Annotated in this window: 19 protein-coding genes; 10 read left to right on the plus strand and 9 right to left on the minus strand. The window is 59.2% G+C overall.

Annotated features, from left to right (window positions below; translation table 11 throughout):
* From minC to minE, 3 genes are read left to right on the plus strand one after another with little or no spacing between them, the layout of a single operon-like run.
* A complete protein-coding gene (minC, locus tag BTN45_RS22580) occupies positions 1-729 on the plus strand; it encodes a septum site-determining protein MinC (protein WP_004438803.1) in 729 nt (242 codons plus the stop codon).
* A gap of 35 nt (positions 730-764) precedes the next feature.
* The gene (gene minD / locus BTN45_RS22585) at positions 765-1,580 is read left to right on the plus strand and encodes a septum site-determining protein MinD (protein ID WP_004438810.1); all 816 of its coding nucleotides are present in this window, start codon (positions 765-767) and stop codon (positions 1,578-1,580) included.
* On the plus strand, positions 1,577-1,837 hold the full coding sequence (gene minE, locus BTN45_RS22590) for a cell division topological specificity factor MinE (RefSeq protein ID WP_125270782.1): 261 nt from the start codon (positions 1,577-1,579) through the stop codon (positions 1,835-1,837). Before minD ends, minE begins: the two co-directional genes overlap by 4 nt.
* Positions 1,838-1,875: 38 nt before the next feature.
* Here minE and BTN45_RS22595 read toward each other — a convergent pair whose 3' ends face one another.
* From BTN45_RS22595 to BTN45_RS22605, 3 genes are all read right to left on the minus strand, one after another.
* A complete protein-coding gene (locus tag BTN45_RS22595) occupies positions 1,876-2,778 on the minus strand; it encodes an amino acid ABC transporter substrate-binding protein (protein WP_207591184.1) in 903 nt (300 codons plus the stop codon).
* Positions 2,779-2,847: 69 nt separating this feature from the next.
* A complete protein-coding gene (locus tag BTN45_RS22600; RefSeq protein ID WP_125270780.1) occupies positions 2,848-3,741 on the minus strand; it encodes an amino acid ABC transporter substrate-binding protein in 894 nt (297 codons plus the stop codon).
* A 29-nt stretch (positions 3,742-3,770) separates the two neighbouring features.
* Positions 3,771-6,113 (minus strand): EAL domain-containing protein, encoded by a 2,343-nt coding sequence (locus tag BTN45_RS22605; RefSeq protein ID WP_207591190.1) that lies wholly within the window; start codon positions 6,111-6,113, stop codon positions 3,771-3,773.
* Between the two features lie 302 nt (positions 6,114-6,415).
* On the opposite strand from BTN45_RS22605, the gene BTN45_RS22610 reads away from it, so the two are divergent.
* Positions 6,416-7,774: an amidase gene (locus BTN45_RS22610; protein ID WP_207591192.1), complete on the plus strand. Its 1,359-nt coding sequence runs from the start codon at positions 6,416-6,418 to the stop codon at positions 7,772-7,774.
* Positions 7,775-7,907: 133 nt separating this feature from the next.
* On the opposite strand, the gene BTN45_RS22615 is transcribed toward BTN45_RS22610, so the two are convergent.
* From BTN45_RS22615 to BTN45_RS22625, 3 genes are read right to left on the minus strand one after another with little or no spacing between them, the layout of a single operon-like run.
* On the minus strand, positions 7,908-8,549 hold the full coding sequence (locus BTN45_RS22615; protein ID WP_004438834.1) for a ThuA domain-containing protein: 642 nt from the start codon (positions 8,547-8,549) through the stop codon (positions 7,908-7,910).
* A gap of 17 nt (positions 8,550-8,566) precedes the next feature.
* On the minus strand, positions 8,567-9,667 hold the full coding sequence (locus tag BTN45_RS22620; protein ID WP_004438837.1) for a Gfo/Idh/MocA family oxidoreductase: 1,101 nt from the start codon (positions 9,665-9,667) through the stop codon (positions 8,567-8,569).
* A 51-nt stretch (positions 9,668-9,718) separates the two neighbouring features.
* A complete protein-coding gene (locus tag BTN45_RS22625) occupies positions 9,719-10,918 on the minus strand; it encodes an ROK family transcriptional regulator (RefSeq protein WP_004438840.1) in 1,200 nt (399 codons plus the stop codon).
* Positions 10,919-11,114: 196 nt separating this feature from the next.
* Here BTN45_RS22625 and BTN45_RS22630 point away from each other — a divergent pair, with 196 nt between their 5' ends.
* From BTN45_RS22630 to BTN45_RS22655, 6 genes are all read left to right on the plus strand, one after another.
* On the plus strand, positions 11,115-12,416 hold the full coding sequence (locus BTN45_RS22630) for an extracellular solute-binding protein (protein ID WP_207591194.1): 1,302 nt from the start codon (positions 11,115-11,117) through the stop codon (positions 12,414-12,416).
* A 70-nt stretch (positions 12,417-12,486) separates the two neighbouring features.
* Entirely contained in the window at positions 12,487-13,425 is a 939-nt protein-coding gene (locus BTN45_RS22635; RefSeq protein WP_207591196.1) for a sugar ABC transporter permease, read from the plus strand.
* Positions 13,418-14,266, plus strand: coding sequence for a carbohydrate ABC transporter permease (locus BTN45_RS22640; protein ID WP_004438848.1), 849 nt, complete (start codon positions 13,418-13,420; stop codon positions 14,264-14,266). The genes BTN45_RS22635 and BTN45_RS22640 overlap by 8 nt, the downstream gene beginning before the upstream one ends.
* Before the next feature lie 17 nt (positions 14,267-14,283).
* Entirely contained in the window at positions 14,284-15,357 is a 1,074-nt protein-coding gene (gene ugpC / locus BTN45_RS22645) for a sn-glycerol-3-phosphate ABC transporter ATP-binding protein UgpC (RefSeq protein WP_004438850.1), read from the plus strand.
* Positions 15,358-15,501: 144 nt separating this feature from the next.
* A complete protein-coding gene (locus tag BTN45_RS22650; protein ID WP_004438853.1) occupies positions 15,502-16,554 on the plus strand; it encodes a sugar phosphate isomerase/epimerase in 1,053 nt (350 codons plus the stop codon).
* 21 nt (positions 16,555-16,575) lie between these two features.
* Entirely contained in the window at positions 16,576-17,763 is a 1,188-nt protein-coding gene (locus tag BTN45_RS22655) for a Gfo/Idh/MocA family oxidoreductase (protein ID WP_004438856.1), read from the plus strand.
* An 88-nt stretch (positions 17,764-17,851) separates the two neighbouring features.
* On the opposite strand, the gene BTN45_RS26445 is transcribed toward BTN45_RS22655, so the two are convergent.
* The 3 genes from BTN45_RS26445 to BTN45_RS22665 all read right to left on the minus strand — a co-directional run bounded on the left by BTN45_RS26445 (position 17,852) and on the right by BTN45_RS22665 (position 19,848).
* Positions 17,852-18,103 carry a hypothetical protein gene (locus BTN45_RS26445; protein WP_044459894.1) on the minus strand — a complete coding sequence of 84 codons (252 nt, stop codon included), beginning with the start codon at positions 18,101-18,103 and terminating at the stop codon, positions 17,852-17,854.
* 115 nt (positions 18,104-18,218) lie between these two features.
* On the minus strand, positions 18,219-19,490 hold the full coding sequence (locus BTN45_RS22660) for a glycerate kinase (protein WP_207591198.1): 1,272 nt from the start codon (positions 19,488-19,490) through the stop codon (positions 18,219-18,221).
* Between the two features lie 4 nt (positions 19,491-19,494).
* Complete coding sequence (locus BTN45_RS22665) at positions 19,495-19,848, minus strand: DUF1304 domain-containing protein (RefSeq protein WP_207591724.1); 354 nt, start codon at positions 19,846-19,848, stop codon at positions 19,495-19,497.
* Positions 19,849-19,955 lie beyond the last annotated feature (107 nt).

The following is a 19,955-nucleotide window of genomic DNA, read 5'->3' on the forward strand; positions in this document are numbered from 1 at the left end:
ATGACCAAAGTGCTAACAGACCAGCGTTCCATCCGCATCAAAGGCCGCTCCTTCCTCGCAGTCGTCCTGTCCCCCGAAGCTCCGGTCGATCAATGGCTGGAAAGGCTCGATGATCTCGCGGCGCGTTCGGCGGGCTTCTTCCTGTCGCGGCCGGTGGTCCTCGATGTTTCGGAACTGTCGCTCGACAAGGCGGGTCTGAAGGACCTGCTGGCGGCGCTCAGGGAGCGCAATGTCGGCATCATGGGCATCGAGGGCGTTCGTCCCTCGATGATCGAGCCGGGCATGCCCCCATCGCTGAAGGGCGGAAAGCCGGCTTCCGATGTCGAGGTCGAGCCGGTCGCCGTGGTTGCCGAATTGCCGGAGGAGAAGCCCCGTACATCGGGCGAGATCCGCGCCGTCGTGCAGTCGCTCGTCATCAACGAGCCCGTGCGCTCCGGCCAGTCGATCATGTTTCCCGAAGGTGACGTGACCGTCATCGGCTCGGTCGCCTCGGGGGCGGAGATCATCGCTGGCGGTTCGATCCATGTTTATGGCGCGCTGCGCGGGCGGGCCATGGCCGGTTCGCTCGGCAATGTCTCTGCGCGCATCTTCTGCCGCAAGCTGGAGGCCGAGCTTCTGGCAATCGACGGCGTCTACAAGGTGGCTGAGGACATTGACGACAAGCTGCGCGGGCAACCCGTTCAGCTCTGGCTGGAAGACGATACGATCAAGGCCGCAAAACTCGGCTGATAACAGATAAACACGCACGAACAGGAGAGAGCCATATGGGGAAGGTAGTCGTTGTAACTTCCGGCAAGGGCGGGGTCGGCAAGACCACCTCGACCGCAGCGCTTGGCGCCGCATTGGCGCAGAATAAAGAGAAGGTCGTAGTCGTCGATTTCGATGTCGGTCTGCGCAACCTCGATCTCGTCATGGGTGCTGAACGCCGCGTGGTCTACGATCTCGTCAACGTTATTCAGGGCGATGCCAAGCTGACGCAGGCGCTGATCCGCGACAAGCGCCTGGAGACGCTGTTCCTGCTGCCCGCCTCGCAGACGCGGGACAAGGACAATCTGACGCCGGAAGGTGTCGAATGGGTCATCAACGAGTTGAAGAAGCACTTCGACTGGGTGATCTGCGACAGTCCCGCCGGAATCGAACGCGGCGCGACGCTGGCCATGCGCCATGCGGATGTGGCTGTGGTCGTTACCAATCCTGAAGTCTCCTCGGTGCGCGACAGCGACCGCATCATCGGCCTGCTCGATTCAAAGACGCTGAAGGCCGAGCGCGGCGAGCGCATGGAAAAACACCTTCTCATTACCCGCTATGATTCTGCGCGTGCGGAGCGGGGTGATATGCTGAAGGTCGACGACGTTCTCGAAATCCTGTCGATCCCGTTGATTGGCATCATTCCCGAGAGTTCGGATGTGCTGCGCGCCTCCAACGTCGGTGCGCCGGTCACGCTCGCAGATGCCCGCTGCGCGCCGGCCATGGCCTATTTCGACGCTGCCCGCCGCCTATCGGGGGAAGATATTCCGGTGGTCATTCCGGGCGAAAAGCGTGGCATCTTCTCCAAGATCTTCGCAAGGAGGGCTGCATGAGTCTCTTCAATCTTTTTCGCAGACAGAAGTCGGCACCGCTTGCGCGTGAGCGCCTGCAAGTGCTGCTCGCCCATGAGCGGGCCTCATCGGGCTCTGATCTTGTTGCCATCCTGCGGGAAGAAATTCTCGGCGTCATTGCCAAGCATGTACAGATCGACGGCGACCGTGTGCACGTGAAGATGGATCGCGACGAACATTTCTCGATTCTCGAGATCGACGTCGAAATTCCGCTCGGCGCAGATCTCCGCGCCGCGTGACATAGGCATGAAAGACGCCGCCCCAACCGGGCGGCGTTTTATTGCGCGGTCGTATCCACGGGGTTTCGAAACGCGTCAGCGAGATCGTCCGGAAGCGGGCGCTGAAGGTTCATCCCGTTCGGCGGGATCGGAGCGTTGAACCATTTCTCGTAGATTTTGTCGATTTCACCGCTCGCATAGATTTCACCCAGGGCCTCGTTGACGGCATCTCTGAAACCGGTATCGCCGTGGCGAAGCATCAGGCCGTAGGGTTGGGGTGGCGCAAGATATTCATTTGAAATTGCGTAATCCTGAGGCCTGCCTGTTTCGGCGACGAAGGATCGCAGAAGAATATCGTCCATGACGAAAGCCGAAGCACGGTTTTCCGTCACCATCTCGAAACCGCCTTCGGTGCTGTCATTTTGCAGCACGGCGATGTTCAGCCCCAGCTTGCGATTGAGCACGTTCAACTGGCTGATATTAATGGTTCCCGTCGTTACCACCACGGTACGCCCGGCAAGATCCGCGACGGTATTCAGGCCGCTCGATTTCAGCGCCACGTATCGCGTACCGGTGATGAAGTGGCTGTAGGAGAACCATACGGCCTTGCGCCGTTCTTCCGTGTTCGTGCTCGCCACACATTCCATGTCGATCGTGCCGTCATTGAGAAGCGTGATCCGATTGCTGGGCGTGCGTTTGACGAAGTCGACCTTCAGTCCCGGCAGATCCAGTTTTTCCCTGATGGAATCCACCACCTTGAGGCAAAGCTCGATGCTGTAGCCGATCGGCTCCGGGCCGGTGCCGAGATACGAAAAGGGGATATTGCGATCGGCATAACCCAGCCGGATGATACCGGTTCTAGCAATGGTCTCGAGTGTCGGCGGCTGCACTTCCTGCCCGGCCGCATAAGTGGATAAAAGGCTAAAAATTCCTAATGCAAGCCATAATGTCGATCTCTGCATCGCGCATCTCCAGCTAAAGTATCTGTCGAAACGTGTTTTCATAAAAATTGAGGCGGGGGTGCGAACACCTTAATCCCGATATTCTTTCGGTTGTTCGTAGGCCTGTCTCAGAGCTGCTGCCATCGGCAGGTTCAGATTCATGCCGTTTGGCGGAATGGGTCTGGTGAACCATTTTTCATAGAGATCATGAATGGCGGGGCCAGTGAAAATCCGTTTCAGACTGTCGTTGACGGCCGCCTTGAAGGCCGGGTCGTCGCGACGGAAGACCAGCCCATAGGGTTCGGGTGCGCTCAGCGTCTCCTCGGAAAGCGCATAAAGATCCGGATTTTCAGATGTCGCCGCCAGCGCCGCCAGCAGGATACCATCCATCACGAAAGCCGAAGCCTTGCCGGAAACGACGAGGGCGAAGGCTTCCTCGTTGGTTTTCGTCGGCATGACGGAGATATTGAGGTTCTTCTCACGGTTCACGGCATTGAGCTGCTCAATATTGACGGTTCCGGAGGCGGATGTGACTGACCTGCCTGCCAGATCGGCGAGGCTTTTCAGATTGTCCTGCTTGCGCGAGAGAAACTGTGTTGCCGTCATGAAATTCGGATAGGAAAAATCCACGATCCTGCGACGGTCGCTATTATTGGTGGTGGCTGCGCATTCGATATCGATCTGACCGCCGCGGACAAGGATGAAGCGGGTGGCGGGCGTGGCCTTGACATATTCGACGTCGAGCTTGTCGAGTTTCAGGGACTTGCGAATGTCCTCGCTGATCGTCCTGCAGAGATCGGTTGAGAAACCGGTCACCTCTCCGTTCGGCAGCTGATAGGAAAAGGGGGGTTCAGCCTCACGATAGCCGATGCGGATTTTTGCGGTCCTGGCGATCTGCTGAAGCGTGTCGCCTTCACCGGCAGCCTGCAGCGGGGTGAGGGGGGCAAAGCATGTGAGGAAAAGGCAATAGACTGCAATACGCATTTATGTCCTCTTGGCCGGCGGCCGGTTTCTCAAATCGCTTTTTGTGAAGGGCAATAGGTGTCCTGTGTCGGTCGTCCGGCATCGTGGCCCGTCTGCGCGGCTCGATCGGCGGTTTCGGTTTTTCCCACTTGGACGATGACCGCACGGTTTTTTAGAACCTGCGCAAGCGGTGCAGGCTCGGCGAAATAATAGCCCTGGGCCTCGTCGCATCCGGAAAGTTTGAGCACCTCGACCTGCTCCCCGTTTTCCACCCCCTCGGCGGTCACCTTCAGGCCGATCTGTTCGGCCATGTCGATAACGGTGTTGACGATAGCCGAACACATGGGATTGGCCGGAAGGCCGGAAACGAATTCGCGGTCGATCTTGATCTTGTCGAAGGCGACGTGGGTGAGCGTGCTGAGCCCCGCATAACCGGTGCCGAAATCATCAAGCGCCAGGCGGACGCCTCTTTCCTTCAGCATTTTTAGGACGCGGGTGCTGCTGTCGCGCTCAAGCATAGCCGTTTCCGTCACTTCCAGCTCAAGCCGTTCCGCCGGGAATCCGGATGCTTCAAGCGCCCGGTCCACAATGGGGACGATATCGTCATTGCAAAGTTGAACGGCGGATAGGTTGACGGCAAGTCTGATATCCTTCGGCCAGGTCATTGCATCCATGCAGGCCTGCGCCAGAACCCACTCGCCCAACGGCCTGATGAAGTTGTTTTCTTCCGCAAGCGCGATGAAGCGGTCCGGAGAGATCAGGCCAAGCTTGCTGTGGCGCCAGCGGGCAAGCGCTTCATAGGCGACGATGCGGCCGCTCTGCAGATTGACCACGGGTTGGTAATGCAGCTCGAACTCATGGTTTTCAAGGGCGGATTTCATGTCTATTTCCAGCGCGTGCTTGTGCTGCGCAGCCATGTCCATGCCTGGCTCATAGAAGACGAAATAGCCGCAACCCATGGATTTCGCCCGGTAAAGGCCGAGATCGGCATGTTGCAGCAGCTGTGTGGCCGATGTGCCGTGACCGGGCGCACAGGCGATGCCGATGCTGGTATCGATGCTGATGTCGCTGCCTTCGAGCGCGAAACTGCGCGACACGGCATGCACGACCCGCGCTGCCAGCATCGCCGCATCGCTCTCAAAGTCGCCGCTTGTCGACTGTATGATCGCGAATTCATCGCCGCCCAGGCGGCTCACCATGTCGTTTTCTCCGAGGACGGAGGAGATCCGCGAAGCGACAGCCACCAGCAGCGCGTCGCCGGCCGCGTGCCCGAGCGTGTCGTTAACGGCCTTGAAACGGTCGAGGTCCAGCAGCATGACATTGAACAGCTGGCCGGACGCGGAGAGATGCTCAAGGCGATTTTCCAGCGTCTTCATCAGCAGCACCCGGTTTGGAAGCCCGGTCAGCGCATCGTGATGGGCCATGTGCTCCATTTGCTGTGCCATGTCGCGTATCTGCCGCAGGCGTCCGCGTTCCAGAACGGCTTCTCGCAGCGTCTCGATGGCGGTTGCCATGTCGCCGATTTCATCCCGTCGATCCTGAAAGGGGGTTGCGACATCGGTTTCCTCGCGGGCGATCCGCAGGGTCGCCTGCACCAGCGCCGGTACGGGTTTCAGGAAATGCCGCGCGATGACCGTTACCAGAACACCTGTCACGGTCAGCACCACGATCAGCGCGATGAGCGAATTGTAGATCAGTTTGCGCTGCGCGCCATAAAGCGCATCCGAACCACCGATGCTGACGGCGACCGCGCCGATCGGCTTTTTCGTCTCCGTACTGATGATCGGCAGCAGGCCGATATAGTGGCTGGAGTCGCCTATGGTTGCAAACCCCGTCGCGAAGCGCGCCGCCACGGCGTCTCTGGCGAAGATCGGGTCGGTAGCGAGCGGTTTTTCGTCATCGTCTGTGGCGTTGTCGAAAGCGGCTGCGATCTGCCTGAAACCGGAATCGGCGTCATCATAGCGGAATAGCCAGACGGCATTTTTCGTCTGGGCGCCTATGAGCGCGAGAACATCGCTTGGATTGAAGCCCGTAACGAGAATGGATTCATCGTCGCCGATAGGCTTGTCGGTCAAAATGCCGTTGACCTGGCCATCGGCATCCGCCGTGACGCTGACATAGGTGTAGATGCTTCGAAGGGTGGCGCTGGCAATCTGGGAGTTGACGCGGGCCTGATTGAGCCACTGTTCGCTGGCGGCGGCAACGAACATGTACCAGCCCACAAGCGCGCCGATGCTGTAGGCGAAGATCACCCCACCCAGGAAAATCAGGGTTATCTTGCTGGCGAGCGAGCGTCGCCGCGACGACCGGCCCTTTTCCGGCGGCGTCGTTGAGCGAAGCATGTGGCCGGGCTCTACCTGTCTATCCATCCCCCGATAGGCAGTCTCTTCCATTCGCGATAGTCCCCCGCGATGTCGCGTTATGATTGTTTTATGGAATTTTTATAGGGCATGCACTTCAATGGTGTCTGCTAAATAATTCAACAAAGTTTAGATGCGATTAAGAATTAATCCGTCTTTTTACAGTCGCCGCTTATATAAGCGGTCCGTCTCTGCACTTCAGGTTGAGAAATAGACTCTGGCAGCCGAGTTTCAGCGGCGGCAACGACCTTCCGGGAAAAACCCGCGACCGGCCTTGCCAAGCCTTGCATAAACGGCATGTTGGGCATCATACGCCGATTTTAGGGAATTTCGTCATGGCTCACAGGGGCAAGAACATCGCGCAGCTTTCCGCTCTCATCCAGGGTGGCCACCTTGATCCGCGCGCCCTGGTGGAAGAGACAGTCGATGCGATCCGTCAGGAGGCCGATCAGGCCATTTTCATAGGGCTGACGGCGGAGCGGGCCGCCGCCGAAGCGGAGGCCGCATCGACACGAATTCGCGAAGGCCGTTCCCGCGGGCTTCTCGACGGCATTCCCGTGGCCTGGAAGGATCTTTTTGATCTGGAGGGAACGGTGACCACGGCCGGATCGACCGTGCTTGCGGATGATGAGCCTGCGTCGCGGGACGCTGATGTGGTGACCGCGCTGAAACAGGCCGGCATGATCTGCATCGGCCGAACGAATATGAGCGAGTTTGCATTTTCCGGTCTTGGCATCAATCCGCATTACGGCACGCCGCGCAATCCCCTTTCCACGGATGGACACCGTCTGCCCGGCGGTTCCTCCTCCGGTGCGGGCGTGGCCGTGGCGGCCGGCCTGGTGCCGGTGGCGATCGGTACGGATACGGGCGGATCGGTCCGCATTCCCGCCGCTTTCAATGGCGTGGTAGGCTACAAGGCCAGTCGCGGCCGTTATTCGATGCGCGGAGTATATCAATTGGCGAAGAGTCTCGATTCGCTCGGGCCGCTCACCCGCACGGTTCAGGATGCGGTCTGGGTGGATGCCGCCATGCGGGGCAGGACTGCCGCCGATGTGCAGCGCGTGCCACTTTCCAGCCTCTCGCTTGTTGTGCCCGAGACCGTATTTTTCGACGGAATCGAGGACGAAGTCGCGGCCGCTTTCAAGCAGGCAGTGGACCGTCTTGTCCGCGCCGGTGCCTCGGTGCGACGACAGGCATTCCCGATTTTTTCGGAACTGTTCGAGCTTATCAAGGAAAAGGGTGCGCTGGTGACCGCGGAGGCCTTTGCCCTGCACAAAACCCGGCTGGAAGGTGCTGATGCCGCGCGCATGGACCCGCGCGTTGTCGCACGAACGAAGCTGGGGGCCAATATTTCAGTGCCGGATTACCTAGCCATCATCGATGCGCGGGAACGCATGACTGCGGCGTTTTCGGGAATGATCGGGAAAGGCGAACTGCTGATGTCGCCGACATTGCCGCATGTTGCGGCCAGGGTCGCGCCGCTTCTCCAAAGTGACGATGCTTTTTTCGCCATGAATGCAAAAACCCTGCGCAACACGCAGATCGGTAACTTCTTCGATCTCTGCGGTGTTTCGATCCCCTGTGGAACGGGCGACGCAGGCATGCCGGTCGGTTTGCTGCTTTCAGGCCTGGACGGTACGGATGACCATGTGCTGGGGGCGGCGATGGCGACGGAAGAAATCGTTCGGGCTTGAGGTGTTCATCTTCTCGGCTTGTCGGGAACGTGGAACCTATCCCCCGATATCCTCTGGCCTGTCCCGAGGATTTGCTGCCGATCCTCGGCGCGAGGCCGAGGATGACGTTGCGAGGGAGAGGCTCCCGATAACCTCAACGCGCCGCCCAATTGGCGCCGCGGCGAAACATGGTCTTCATCTGCGGCACGGAAAATTCCTTGGCCTGGTGGCCGAGCGCCGAATAAAAAACGCGGCCCTTGCCGTATTTGCGTTTCCACACCACCGGCATCACCACGCCGTCGATCCACCAAGCGTGATCGCCGGTGAAAGTCGTTGTCGCCAGAACCTCGTTGGAGGGGTCAACATGCATGTAATATTGCTCTGACGTATAGGGAAAATCGGAAATCCCCTCCATCAGTGGATCGTCAGGGCGGGTGATGTTGACCGTGTAGTCAATGATATTTCCGGGATGGGCGACCCATTGCCCGCCGATCATGAACTGGTATTCCACGCATTCGCGAAAACTGTCGCCCGCGCCACCATGAAAGCCGGCGATGCCGACGCCGTTTTCAACAGCCGCCGTCAGGTTCTTGATTTCTTCCTTCTCGATCTTTGACATGGTGACAATAGGCACAACAAGGCTGAGATCATGCACCGACGGATCGGCGAAAGCCTCGGTGCTGTGCTCGACATAGACCTTGAAACCGTCCTCCTCCAGAATGTCCTTGACGATGGTGGCGCATTCCTGCGGCTCGTGGCCGCTCCAGCCGCCCCAGACGATGAGTGCTTCGCGCATTTATTTCCTCCTCGGGATTATTTGCCGAGCTGGCCGTCGACCAGCGATGTTTCAAGCGGAGCAGGACGTTCCGCCTTGGTGGTGATGGAAACGGTCGTGCCGCTATCTGACGCCGTCTGGAAGGCTTCCATGACTTCCAGCACGTGGAGGGCAAGATCGCCATTGGCGCGGTGCGGACGGTTCTCGCGGATGGCGTAGGCCATGTCGGCGACGCCGATCGAACGGTAATTTCCGTCTGCATAGGGCGAAGACAGGGTCTGCGGCTCGAACTGTCCGCCCTTCTTCAATAATTGCACTTCGCCGCCAAAATGGTTGGGATCGGGGACGATCAGCGTACCTTCCGTGCCGTAGAGTTCCAGCGGCACATGTTTGTGGCCGGCGACATCGAAGCTCATACCCACCTGCACAACGGCGCCATTCTCGAAGGCCAGCACGCCAGACACATGGGTGGCGACATGAACGGGGATTTTTTCACCGTTCTTCGGCTCGCTGGTGATGAGTCGCTCATTGCGCGGCGCGATGGCGAAACCTGCCACCCTGGCGACCGGGCCAAACAGGTTGACGAGATCGGTAATGTAATAGGGTCCCATATCGAGCATCGGCCCGCCACCAACCTCATAATAGAAAGCTGGGTTGGGGTGCCAGCGTTCATGGCCGGGGCACATGAAGGTGGCGGTGCCGCCCACGGGCTGGCCAAGCACACCCTCGTCGATCAACCGGCGCGCTGTCTGGTGCCCGCCGCCGAGGAAGGTGTCCGGAGCCGAACCGATGCGCAGGCTCTTTGCCTTTGCCGCGTCCGCAAGGCGTTTGCCTTCGGCGAAATTGATGCCCAACGGTTTTTCCGAATAGGCGTGCTTGCCGGCGTCCAGCGCGCGCAGACCCACTTCCACATGCGCCTTGGGGATCGTCAGGTTGACGATGATCTCCACCGAGGGATCGGCGAGAAGTGCGTCGATGCTTCTCGCCTGGAGGCCGAATTCGTCGGCGCGGGCCTTTGCCGCCTGCTCGTTCATATCCGCAAGACCGCGAATGTCGAGAATGGGAAACGACGCCATGGCCTTGAGATAGGCACTGGAAATGTTGCCGCAGCCGATGATGCCGATGCCGACTTTGTTCATATAATCCTCCCGTAAATCAGAAATGCCTTGGTCTGTGCTCACCCCTGCGGGTTAGAGCGCTGGCCCGGTCGTGTTCCATGGCGATTCGTAAAGTTCGTAAAGCGCAACGGCCGCGGCCCCCTGCGCCCACAATTCGTCGCTCGCAACATCGAAAACCAGTTCCGCCACACCGGCCAGAGATGGCGGCACTGCGGCATTGTAGCTGTTGCGAATGCTGGCGATGAACGGTTCGCCAAGTTCGAGACTGGAGCCGGTGATGATGACCCGCGGCGGTGCAAACAGCGTGACGATATTGGCTAGTGTCAGGCCGAGGGCGGCACCGGCTCGCAAGGCGGCCGTGATAAGGTCGTGATCTTCGGCCGCAATCAGCGCATGAGCATGTTGCATGCCACGGCCGAGCCGGATCGCTTCGGCAAAACGCCCATCCGCCGGGCGGGAGCCCAAAATTGCGTTTTCACCGGCCTGGCTCGCCAGCCGCACCGTGCCTTCATTGGCAAGGCCGATGACGAGGTCACCCAGATTGTGGCTGAGACCGCCTGCGCCACGGAAGAGCTGGTTCTGGTGCAGCACGCCAAGGCCGAGCGTCTGTTCCAGCGAAATCAGTACCATGTCTTCGAGATCGCGCGCATGGCCGAACCAGTGATGGGCAAGCGTGATCGCGTGGGCGTCACTTTCGATAATGGTCGGCGAATTCAGCCGCGCCGTCATTTCCTCAGCGAAATTAACATTCACTTCCCGCAAAATCGGGCTGCTTCGAATCTTGCCGGTGCGATGTTCGATGACGCCGGGCAGGCCGAGACAGACCATGTCCACATCCTCAAGCGATAGACCGGCATCGACGACGCAACGTCTTACGCCGTCCTCCACGAGATCGGCGATGACGCCGATGGGCTGGCGGTCTACCCGGATCGGCAAGGCAAGGGTGGAGAGTACATTGCCGCAAAAATCGGTGACGACAAAAACCATGCGGTTTGCGGCAATCTTGGCGCCCACAACGCGGGCGGCATCCGGGTTCAGCTCCAGCATCACACGCGGTCTGCCGCGCCCACCTTCGGTGCGGATATCGCCCAGGTGCCGGGTCAGGATGAGCCCGTCATCCAAAAGTGAGGCGGTAATGGCGGAAACGGTCGTGGTGGAAAGCTGGGTGCGTTCGCTGATCTCAACGCGGGAAATGGGCCCATGTCGGCGGATGCTGTCCAGCACGCTCAGCCTGTTGATCGCGCGCATTAGTTCGGGGTCTGCGGTCTTCATGGGGTCCTGCTGCGATCAATGCCGGTTCGAGAACCGATTTACGTCGGGTTGCGGATTAAATAACGGTGTAGGGGAGGGGTGTGTCAAGCTGTTCGCGCAAAAAATCGGCATAGTGCCTTGACATTGGGCGAGGGCTAATGTGAATTAATCCGCATTGGGGAATAAATGAGGAAATCCCCGAGGGAGGATCACCATCATGACGATTTGGCACGCAGGCGCAAGCCTGAGCGGCAGGCTGACAGGCTTTGCCGCAACGACAAGCATTGCTCTCATGCTCGGCGCAGCAAGCGCCTCGGCCGCGACGGTCGTTAAATGGATGCATGTTGAGCTGGACCCGAAATCCGTGGCTGTCTGGGAAGAAATTGCCAAGGAATACGAGGCCAAGAACCCCGATGTGGATGTTCAGCTGCAGTTCCTCGAAAACGAAGCCTTCAAGGCAAAATTGCCGACCTTGCTGCAATCGAACGATGTTCCGGACTTCTTCTATAGCTGGGGCGGCGGCGTTCTTGAGGAACAGTCCAAAACCGGTGCGCTGAAGGATCTGACCGAGGTTTTCGACGCCGATGGCGGCAAGCTGCGCCAGGCCTATAACGCATCCGCAATTGACGGCCTGTCTTTCGACGGCAAGGTCTGGGCCGTACCTTATCGTGTCAGCCTCGTCAGCTTCTTCTATAACAAGGAGCTTTTCGCCAAGGCCGGTGTAAAGGCCGAAGACATCAAGACCTGGGCGGACTTCAGCGCGACGGTGAAGAAGATCAAAGACGCCGGCATCGTGCCGATTGCAGGTGGCGGCGGTGAGAAATGGCCGATCCACTTCTACTGGAGCTATCTCGTGATGCGCAACGGCGGCCAGGCCGTGTTTGACGCAGCCCGCAAGGGTGAAGGCGAAGGCTTTATGGATCCGGCGATTATCAAGGCGGGTGAGCAACTGGCCGAGTTCGGCAAGCTCGAACCCTTCCAGCCGGGGTATCTTGGTGCAACCTGGCCACAGGCACTGGGCGTCTTTGGCGATGGCAAGGCCGCAATCATTCTCGGCTTTGACAATACCGAAGCGAACCAGCGCAAGAATGCCGGCGACGGCAAGGGATTGGCCCCTGAAAATATCGGTCGCTTCGCTTTCCCCGTTGTCGAAGGCGGCGCAGGCAAGGCTACAGACACTCTGGGCGGCCTGAACGGCTGGGCGCTCACCAAGAACGCCTCCAAGGAAGCAATCGATTTCGCCACCTTCCTGACCAGCAAGGAAAGCGAAGAGAAAATGGCGGCCGCCGGTATGATCCTGCCGGTTGCCACGGGCGCCGCCGGCGCGGTGAAGAACCCGCTGTTGGCGGATTCGGCCAAACAACTTGCCTCCTCCACCTGGCACCAGAACTTCTTCGATCAGACATTGGGCGCCGCCGTCGGCCGTGTCGTCAACGATATCTCAGTCGAGATCGTTTCCGGCCAGATGACGCCTGAAGAAGGCGCTCAGCAGATTCAGGACGCATTCGAACTGCGTTGATCTGACGGTTTCCATGGCAGCGCCGACATTGTGCGGCGCCGCCTCTCTGCCTCCATGAAAGCGGATAGAGATGACGGATATTTCCATGACTTCTTCGGCCGTACCGGCGCGCGGCGCTTCAAAGACCAGGCGCAAGCAAAGTTCAGTCGCGCATGACCGGGCGCTGACCCTGTTGGTCTTCCTGCCGCCGGCGCTTTTGCTCTTTACCCTGTTCGTCATTCTGCCCATGGGCGAGGCGGCGTGGTACAGCCTTTACCGCTGGAACGGCTACGGCACGCCGACCGATTTTGTCGGCCTGAAGAATTTCCAGGTGCTTTTCGGCAATGCCGCATTCTCGCAGGCCCTGATCAATAACGGCCTCATCATCCTCATTTCGATCCTGATCCAGATTCCGCTGGCCATCTGGCTCGCCATGATGCTGGCACACCGCATTCCCGGTGTCGTCGCCTTCCGGCTGGTATTCTTCCTGCCTTACGTTTTGGCTGACGTCGCGGCGGGTCTGATCTGGCGTTTCGTTTATGATGGCGATTATGGCCTGTTTGCCGCCATTTCCAATTTCTTCGGTTTCGCCAATCCCTATGTGCTGGCTGACAAGGATGTGGCGATCTATGCCGTGCTCGGCGTCATCGTCTGGAAATATTTCGGTTTCCACATGATGTTGTTGATCGCCGGCCTTCAATCCGTCGACAAGAACGTGTTGGAAGCGGCCGAAATCGACGGCGCGTCCGGCTGGCAGAAATTCCGTTACGTTACGCTGCCGATGCTGGGCTCCACGGTGCGCCTTTCCGTCTTCTTCGCGGTCATCGGCTCGCTGCAGCTGTTCGACATGATCATGCCGCTGACCGGCGGTGGCCCGTCCAACTCCACGCAGACCATGGTCACCTTCCTCTACACCTACGGCGTCATGCGCATGCAGGTCGGGCTTGGCAGTGCGGTTGGCGTCGTTCTCTTCGTCATCTGCGTGACGCTCGCCTTCGGTTACAAAAGGATTTTCATGCGCCATGACTGACACATCCACTTCCGTTCGCATGCCGCTGCAAACCAAGCTTTATCTCTATATTTCATTGAGCCTGATTGCGGCCATCGTGCTCATCCCGCTTCTGACGACGGCGCTCGGTGGCTTCAAGACGCTGGGAGACCTGCGCGTCAACCCGTTCGGAATTCCGGCCGAATGGCAATGGGCCAATTACGGCGATATCCTCTTCGGCAAACGCTACTGGCTGCAGATTTTCAATTCGCTCGTCATCGCACTGCTGACGGTGTTCCTGACGCTGACAGTTTCGGCCATGGCGGCCTTCACTTTCGCGCATGTGAAGTTCTTTGGCTCGTCTTTCCTGCTCAATTATTTCTTGCTCGGGCTGATGTTCCCGGCGGCCACAGCCATTCTGCCGCTCTTCATCCGCATTCGCGATCTTGGCCTGCTCGATACCTATTGGGGCGTGGTGCTGCCGCAGGTGGCCTTTGGCCTCGGCATGAGCATTCTCCTGTTCCGCAATTACTTCCGTAATCTGCCCGACGAGCTGTTTCAGGCGGCCTTTGTGGATGGCTGCGGCTATTTGCGCTTTTTCTGGCATATTTCCGTGCCGCTTTCGCGGCCGATCGTGGCGACCGTTGGCATCGTTTCCTTTGTCGGCAGCTGGAACAGCTACATCCTGCCGCTGATCATGCTGAATTCGGAATCGAAATATCCCTGGCCGCTCGGCATCATGGTCTATCGCGGCGAGTTCGGCACGGAGTGGCAGCTTGTTCTTGCCTTCATCACGCTGACGATCCTGCCGACCGTCATCGTCTTCTTCCTCGCACAGAAACACATCATCGCGGGCCTGACGGCCGGTGCCGTCAAATCGTGACGTGAAAGGAGCAAAATATGGCTTCCGTCGAACTTAGAGAGATCCGCAAGTCCTATGCCGCGCTCGATGTCATTCACGGCATATCGCTCGATATTGCTGATGGAGAATTCATCGCACTGGTCGGGCCTTCCGGTTGCGGCAAATCCACCCTGCTGCGCATGATCGCCGGGCTGGAAGAAATCACCGATGGCGATATTCTCATCGGCGACAAGGTGGTCAACGGCATGACCCCGCGTGAGCGCAACATCGCGATGGTGTTCCAGTCCTACGCGCTTTACCCGCATATGACGGTGGCTGAAAATATGGGCTTCAATCTGAAGCTTGCCGGCCAGCCGAAAAACGTCATTGAAGAGCGTGTTACGGAAGCTGCCCGTATGCTTGATCTCGGCAAGCTTCTGGACCGCAAGCCTTCGCAGCTTTCCGGCGGCCAGCGCCAGCGTGTCGCCATGGGCCGCGCTGTCGTTCGCAACCCCGCTGTCTTCCTGTTCGATGAGCCGCTCTCTAACCTCGATGCCAAGCTGCGTGTGCAGATGCGCAGCGAAATCAAGGCGCTGCACCAGAAGGTCGGCACGACCTCCATCTATGTCACCCATGACCAGATCGAGGCGATGACGCTGGCGGATCGGGTGGTGGTGCTCAATCACGGCCGCATCGAGCAGCAGGGCACGCCGCTTGAGCTTTATAAGACACCCGCCAATCTCTTCGTCGCCGCCTTCATCGGTTCGCCCGCGATGAACCTCATCGAAGGCGTGGTCGATGGGGAAGGCGACCAGCCCGCCGCCCGACTGAAGGACGGAACCGCGATCCGCATTGCCGCCTCGCGCAAGGTCAAGCGCGGCCAGCCGGTGACGATCGGGCTTCGTCCTGAACATATTGGTTCTGCGATTGGGGGAGATATCTCGCTTACCGGCAGAACGGTGCTGGTGGAGCCAACCGGCGCGCAGACCCATGTGGTCTTCGAATTGGCGGGCGATCAAGTCACGGCAGTGGTGGATGGTGAGCAACCGGTGAAGGTCAATACGCCCTTTGCCGCCACCGTGCACCATGAGCGCGTGCACGTCTTCGACAGGGCGAGCGGACTGGCGCTTTAAGTGTCCAGATGTTCTTGATGAAATGCTGAAATTCTCTTGCCCCTTCGCTTTTGGGGCTTGTCTGAAAATCACGAGCGGTTAGCTTGGCGATTGGGAACAAAGCGGGGTTACCGCGCAACTGTATCGATGCAGGAGGAGATTTTTATGAGAACGATCAAGGGACCGGGTCTTTTTCTCGGTCAGTTCGCCGGTGATGCGGCCCCCTTCAACAGCTGGGACAGCATTACCAAATGGGCGGCGGAAAAGGGCTATGCCGGCGTGCAGGTGCCGACCTGGGCTGGGCAGCTGATCGATCTCAAGAAAGCGGCGGAATCGAAGGACTATTGCGACGAATTCGCAGGTGTCGCGCGCCAGAACGGTGTGGAAGTGACCGAGCTTTCCACGCACTTGCAGGGCCAGCTTGTTGCGGTTCATCCAGCCTATGACGAGGCTTTTGACGGTTTTGCCGCACCGGAAGTGCGTGGCAACCCGAAAGCGCGTCAGCAATGGGCGGTGGAGCAGGTGAAGTTTGCACTGAAAGCCTCCAGAAATCTCGGCATCAAGGCGCATGCGACCTTTTCTGGCGCGCTGGCCTGGCCTTTTGTCTACCCGTGGCCGCAACGCCCGGCCGGTCTTGTAGAAACAGCCTTTGACGAACTTGCCAAACGCTGGACGCCGATCCTCGATTATGCCGATGAGCAGGGCGTTGACGTCTGCTACGAAATTCATCCCGGTGAAGATCTGCATGATGGCGTCACATTCGAGATGTTCCTGGAACGGGTGAAGAACCACCCCCGCGCCAACATGCTCTACGACCCCTCACATTACGTGCTGCAATGCCTCGATTATCTCGACAATATCGACATCTACAAAGACCGTATCAAGATGTTCCACGTCAAGGATGCGGAGTTCAACCCCACCGGACGGCAGGGCGTTTATGGTGGGTATCAGGGCTGGGTGGAACGTGCTGGACGCTTCCGCTCGCTGGGTGATGGGCAGGTGGATTTCGGTGCGATTTTCTCGAAAATGGCCGCCAATGATTTCGACGGCTGGGCCGTGGTTGAGTGGGAATGTGCGCTGAAACATCCTGAAGACGGCGCCCGCGAAGGGGCTGAATTCGTCAAGGCGCATATCATCCGTGTTACGGAAAAAGCCTTTGACGATTTCGCATCTGGTGGCACCGACGATGCGGCCAACCGCCGTATGCTTGGGCTTTGAGAGCATTGCAGAGGAAACATTATGGCTATTGAAGGAAAGACAACCGACAAGGCGAACAAGCGGATTCGTCTTGGCATGGTGGGCGGCGGCTCGGGTGCCTTTATCGGTGGTGTTCACCGCATGGCGGCGCGGCTCGACAATCGTTTCGATCTGGTGGCAGGAGCCCTGTCTTCGACCCCGGAAAAATCCCTCGCCTCCGGCCGTGAGCTGGGGCTCGATCCCGAGCGTTGCTACGGCTCGTTCGAGGAGATGGCCGAAAAGGAAGCGCTACGCGAGGATGGCATAGAGGCGGTGGCGATCGTCACGCCCAACCACGTGCATTATCCGGCGGCGAAGGCGTTTCTGGAGCGTGGCATCCATGTCATCTGCGACAAGCCGCTGACCTCCAATCTGGAGGACGCCAAAAAGCTGAAGGACGTCGCCGACAAGGCCGATGCGCTGTTCATCCTGACGCATAATTACACCGGCTATCCGATGGTGCGGCATGCACGGGAACTGGTGGAATCGGGCGCTCTCGGCACGATCCGTCTGGTGCAGATGGAATATCCGCAGGACTGGCTGGCGGAACCCATCGAGCAGACGGGTGCCAAACAGGCTGTCTGGCGCACCGACCCGGCCCAATCCGGTGCGGGTGGTTCCACAGGCGATATCGGCACGCATGCCTATAATCTCGGCTGCTTCATTTCCGGTCTGGAAGTCGACGAACTGGCGGCAGATGTGCATACCTTTGTCGAAGGCCGCCGGTTGGACGACAATGCGCATGTGATGCTGCGTTTCAAGCCGAAGGGCGGCAAGCAGGCGGCAAAGGGGCTGCTCTGGTGCAGCCAGGTTGCGGTCGGCCACGAAAACGGGCTGAAAGTTCGTGTGTATGGTGACAAGGCCGGCATAGAATGGACGCAGGCCGACCCGAACTATCTCTGGTTCACGAAGCTTGGCGAGCCGAAGCAGTTGATCACCCGCGGCGGCGCGGGGGCAGGGGCTGCCGCAGCACGCGTCACCCGCATCCCTTCCGGCCACCCGGAAGGTTATCTCGAAGCCTTCGCAACGATCTATACCGAGGCGGCGCATGCCATCGAGGCCCGCCGCACCGGATCGGCGCTCGACAAGGCCGTGATTTACCCGACCGTCGATGATGGCGTGAAGGGTGTCGCCTTTGTTACGGCCTGCATCGAGTCCGGCAAGAAGAACGGTGGCTGGGTGAAGCTCTGAGGCGAGGTTGCAGCGTATTTCTTCTCCCAGCCCCGGGGAGAAGAGAAAAGCTGATGCGCCAGCCCCTTCGTGAGCGGGGGCACAAGACTTAGTGATAAGCGCTGGACGAGGTCGACTCCACGCGTTCCGTCACGGGGCAGCCGTCCTGGATCTTGGTCCAGGAGGAAACGTTGAGTTTCATCTCGCAGCGGGCCAGATAGGACCCGCCATCGACCCTGAGGCAGGACGTCTGGCCAAGCTGGAACATGACACCGCGATTTCGGCATTTGCAATTATGGGCATCCGCCAAAGTTGGTATAAGGGCGATGGCCAAGCCAAGTATGAGCACTCCAGGACGCATGGCTGAGGCTCCAAAAGATATCCCGCCAGATTACTCCTGTCCGAATGTATAGTCAAAACGTGCTCCTCTACGAGCGCGTGCCGGAAGCTCAGTAGTCTCTGCCAATGCCCCGCTATCAGCCGATCAAAATCGCCCTGATATCATTGACATTCGTGAGCGTTGGACCGGTCACGACAAGATCGCCTGCCGCCCTGAAAGCCGTATAGCTGTCGTGGCTCACGAGTGACTGGCGCGGATCGACACCGGCTGCGCGCATACGGGCAAGTGTGTCCGGCGTCACCACGGCGCCCGCGGCATCCTCCACTCCGTCTATGCCGTCGCTATCGCCGGCAATGGCCCATATGCCGTCAGCACCTTTGAGCGTCAGCGCAAGGCTCAGCAGGAATTCCGTGTTGCGGCCGCCCTTGCCTGCCGGCCCCTTGCCGATAGTGACCGTGGTTTCGCCGCCGGAAAGCAAAACGGCCGGGCCTTTGAGTGGCAGGCCCTTGCGGTGGGCGGAAATCGCGATACCGGCCATGACGGCGCCGACATCCCTGGATTCACCCTCCAGCGAATCCCCGAGGATGAGCGGTGTTAAGCCAAGCTCCACCGCCTCATCCGCTGCCGCCTGCAAGGCGAGCGAGGGGGCGGCGATGAGCCGGATATCTTCTTCAATATCGCCGGCCTTCGGGGTTTCCTCGCCTTTTTCCAGCACTTTGCGCACATTTTCGGGAAGATCGAGCGCATAACGGGAAACGATTTCCCGCACGGTTTCAATATCGCTCGGATCGGCGACCGTCGGGCCCGAGGCGATTTCCGAGGGATTGTCGCCCGGCACGTCGGAGATCAGCAGGGAAACGACCCTGGCCGGTTTGGCGGCCAGCGCCAGTCGCCCGCCCTTGATGCGGGAGAGATGCTTGCGCACGGCGTTCATTTCGGAAATCGTGGCGCCGCTGGCAAGCAAAGCGCGGTTGACCGCCATCTTGTCCGCAAGCGTCATTCCCTCGGCGGGTGATACCATCAGCGCCGAACCACCGCCGGAAATCAGCGCGATGACCATGTCGTCTGCAGTCAACCCTTCAACGGCGGCGAGAATGCGTTTTGCGGCTTCGGCGCTCCTGTCGTCCGGCACCGGATGCGAGGCTTCGATGATTTCAATGCGCCCGGTCGGGACGGCATGGCCGTAACGCGTCACCACCACGCCGGAAAGATCGACATTTGGCCATGCCGCCTCAAGCGCTGCGGCCATTGCGGCGGAAGCCTTGCCTGCGCCAACCACTACACACCGCCCTCTAGGCGGGGAGGGCAGGTGTTGTTGCAACACCTTAGCCGGATCGGCGCTGGCGACTGCGGTCATGAAGATGCGGTTGAGAGCGTCTCTTGCGGACGTATCGTTCCATGCGGTCATTTGTTCATATTCCGATCCAGAGGAAGCCGAGTGCAAACAATGCCGGCAATGCCTGAATGAACAGGATTTTGATATTGGCTGTCACGGCGCCGAAAATACCGGCCACCAGCACACAGGTCAGGAAGAAGACTTTGAAGTTCAGCCCGTCGTCACCCTGCGTGAGCCCGTAGATCAGCCCCGCTGCGAGAAAACCATTATAAAGCCCCTGATTGGCGGCCAGCACTTTCGTCTGCCGGGCAAAATCCGCGGAAAGACCGAAGGCCTTGCGACCGGCAGGCTTCTCCCAAAGCAGCATTTCCAGAATGACGATGTAAATATGGATTGCCGCGATCACGGCAATCAGAATGCTGGCGATCATCATCGGTTCCTCCAAACCCTGATGCCCGTCGCCAGATCTGTCAGGGTAACAGGTGGCAAGCGGATAATTCCGTTTTAACGGCGCAACAGATAGCCGCAAGGCCAGAA

Source organism: Rhizobium sp. ZX09, from assembly GCF_017357485.1.
Classification (GTDB): Bacteria; Pseudomonadota; Alphaproteobacteria; order Rhizobiales; family Rhizobiaceae; genus Agrobacterium; species Agrobacterium pusense.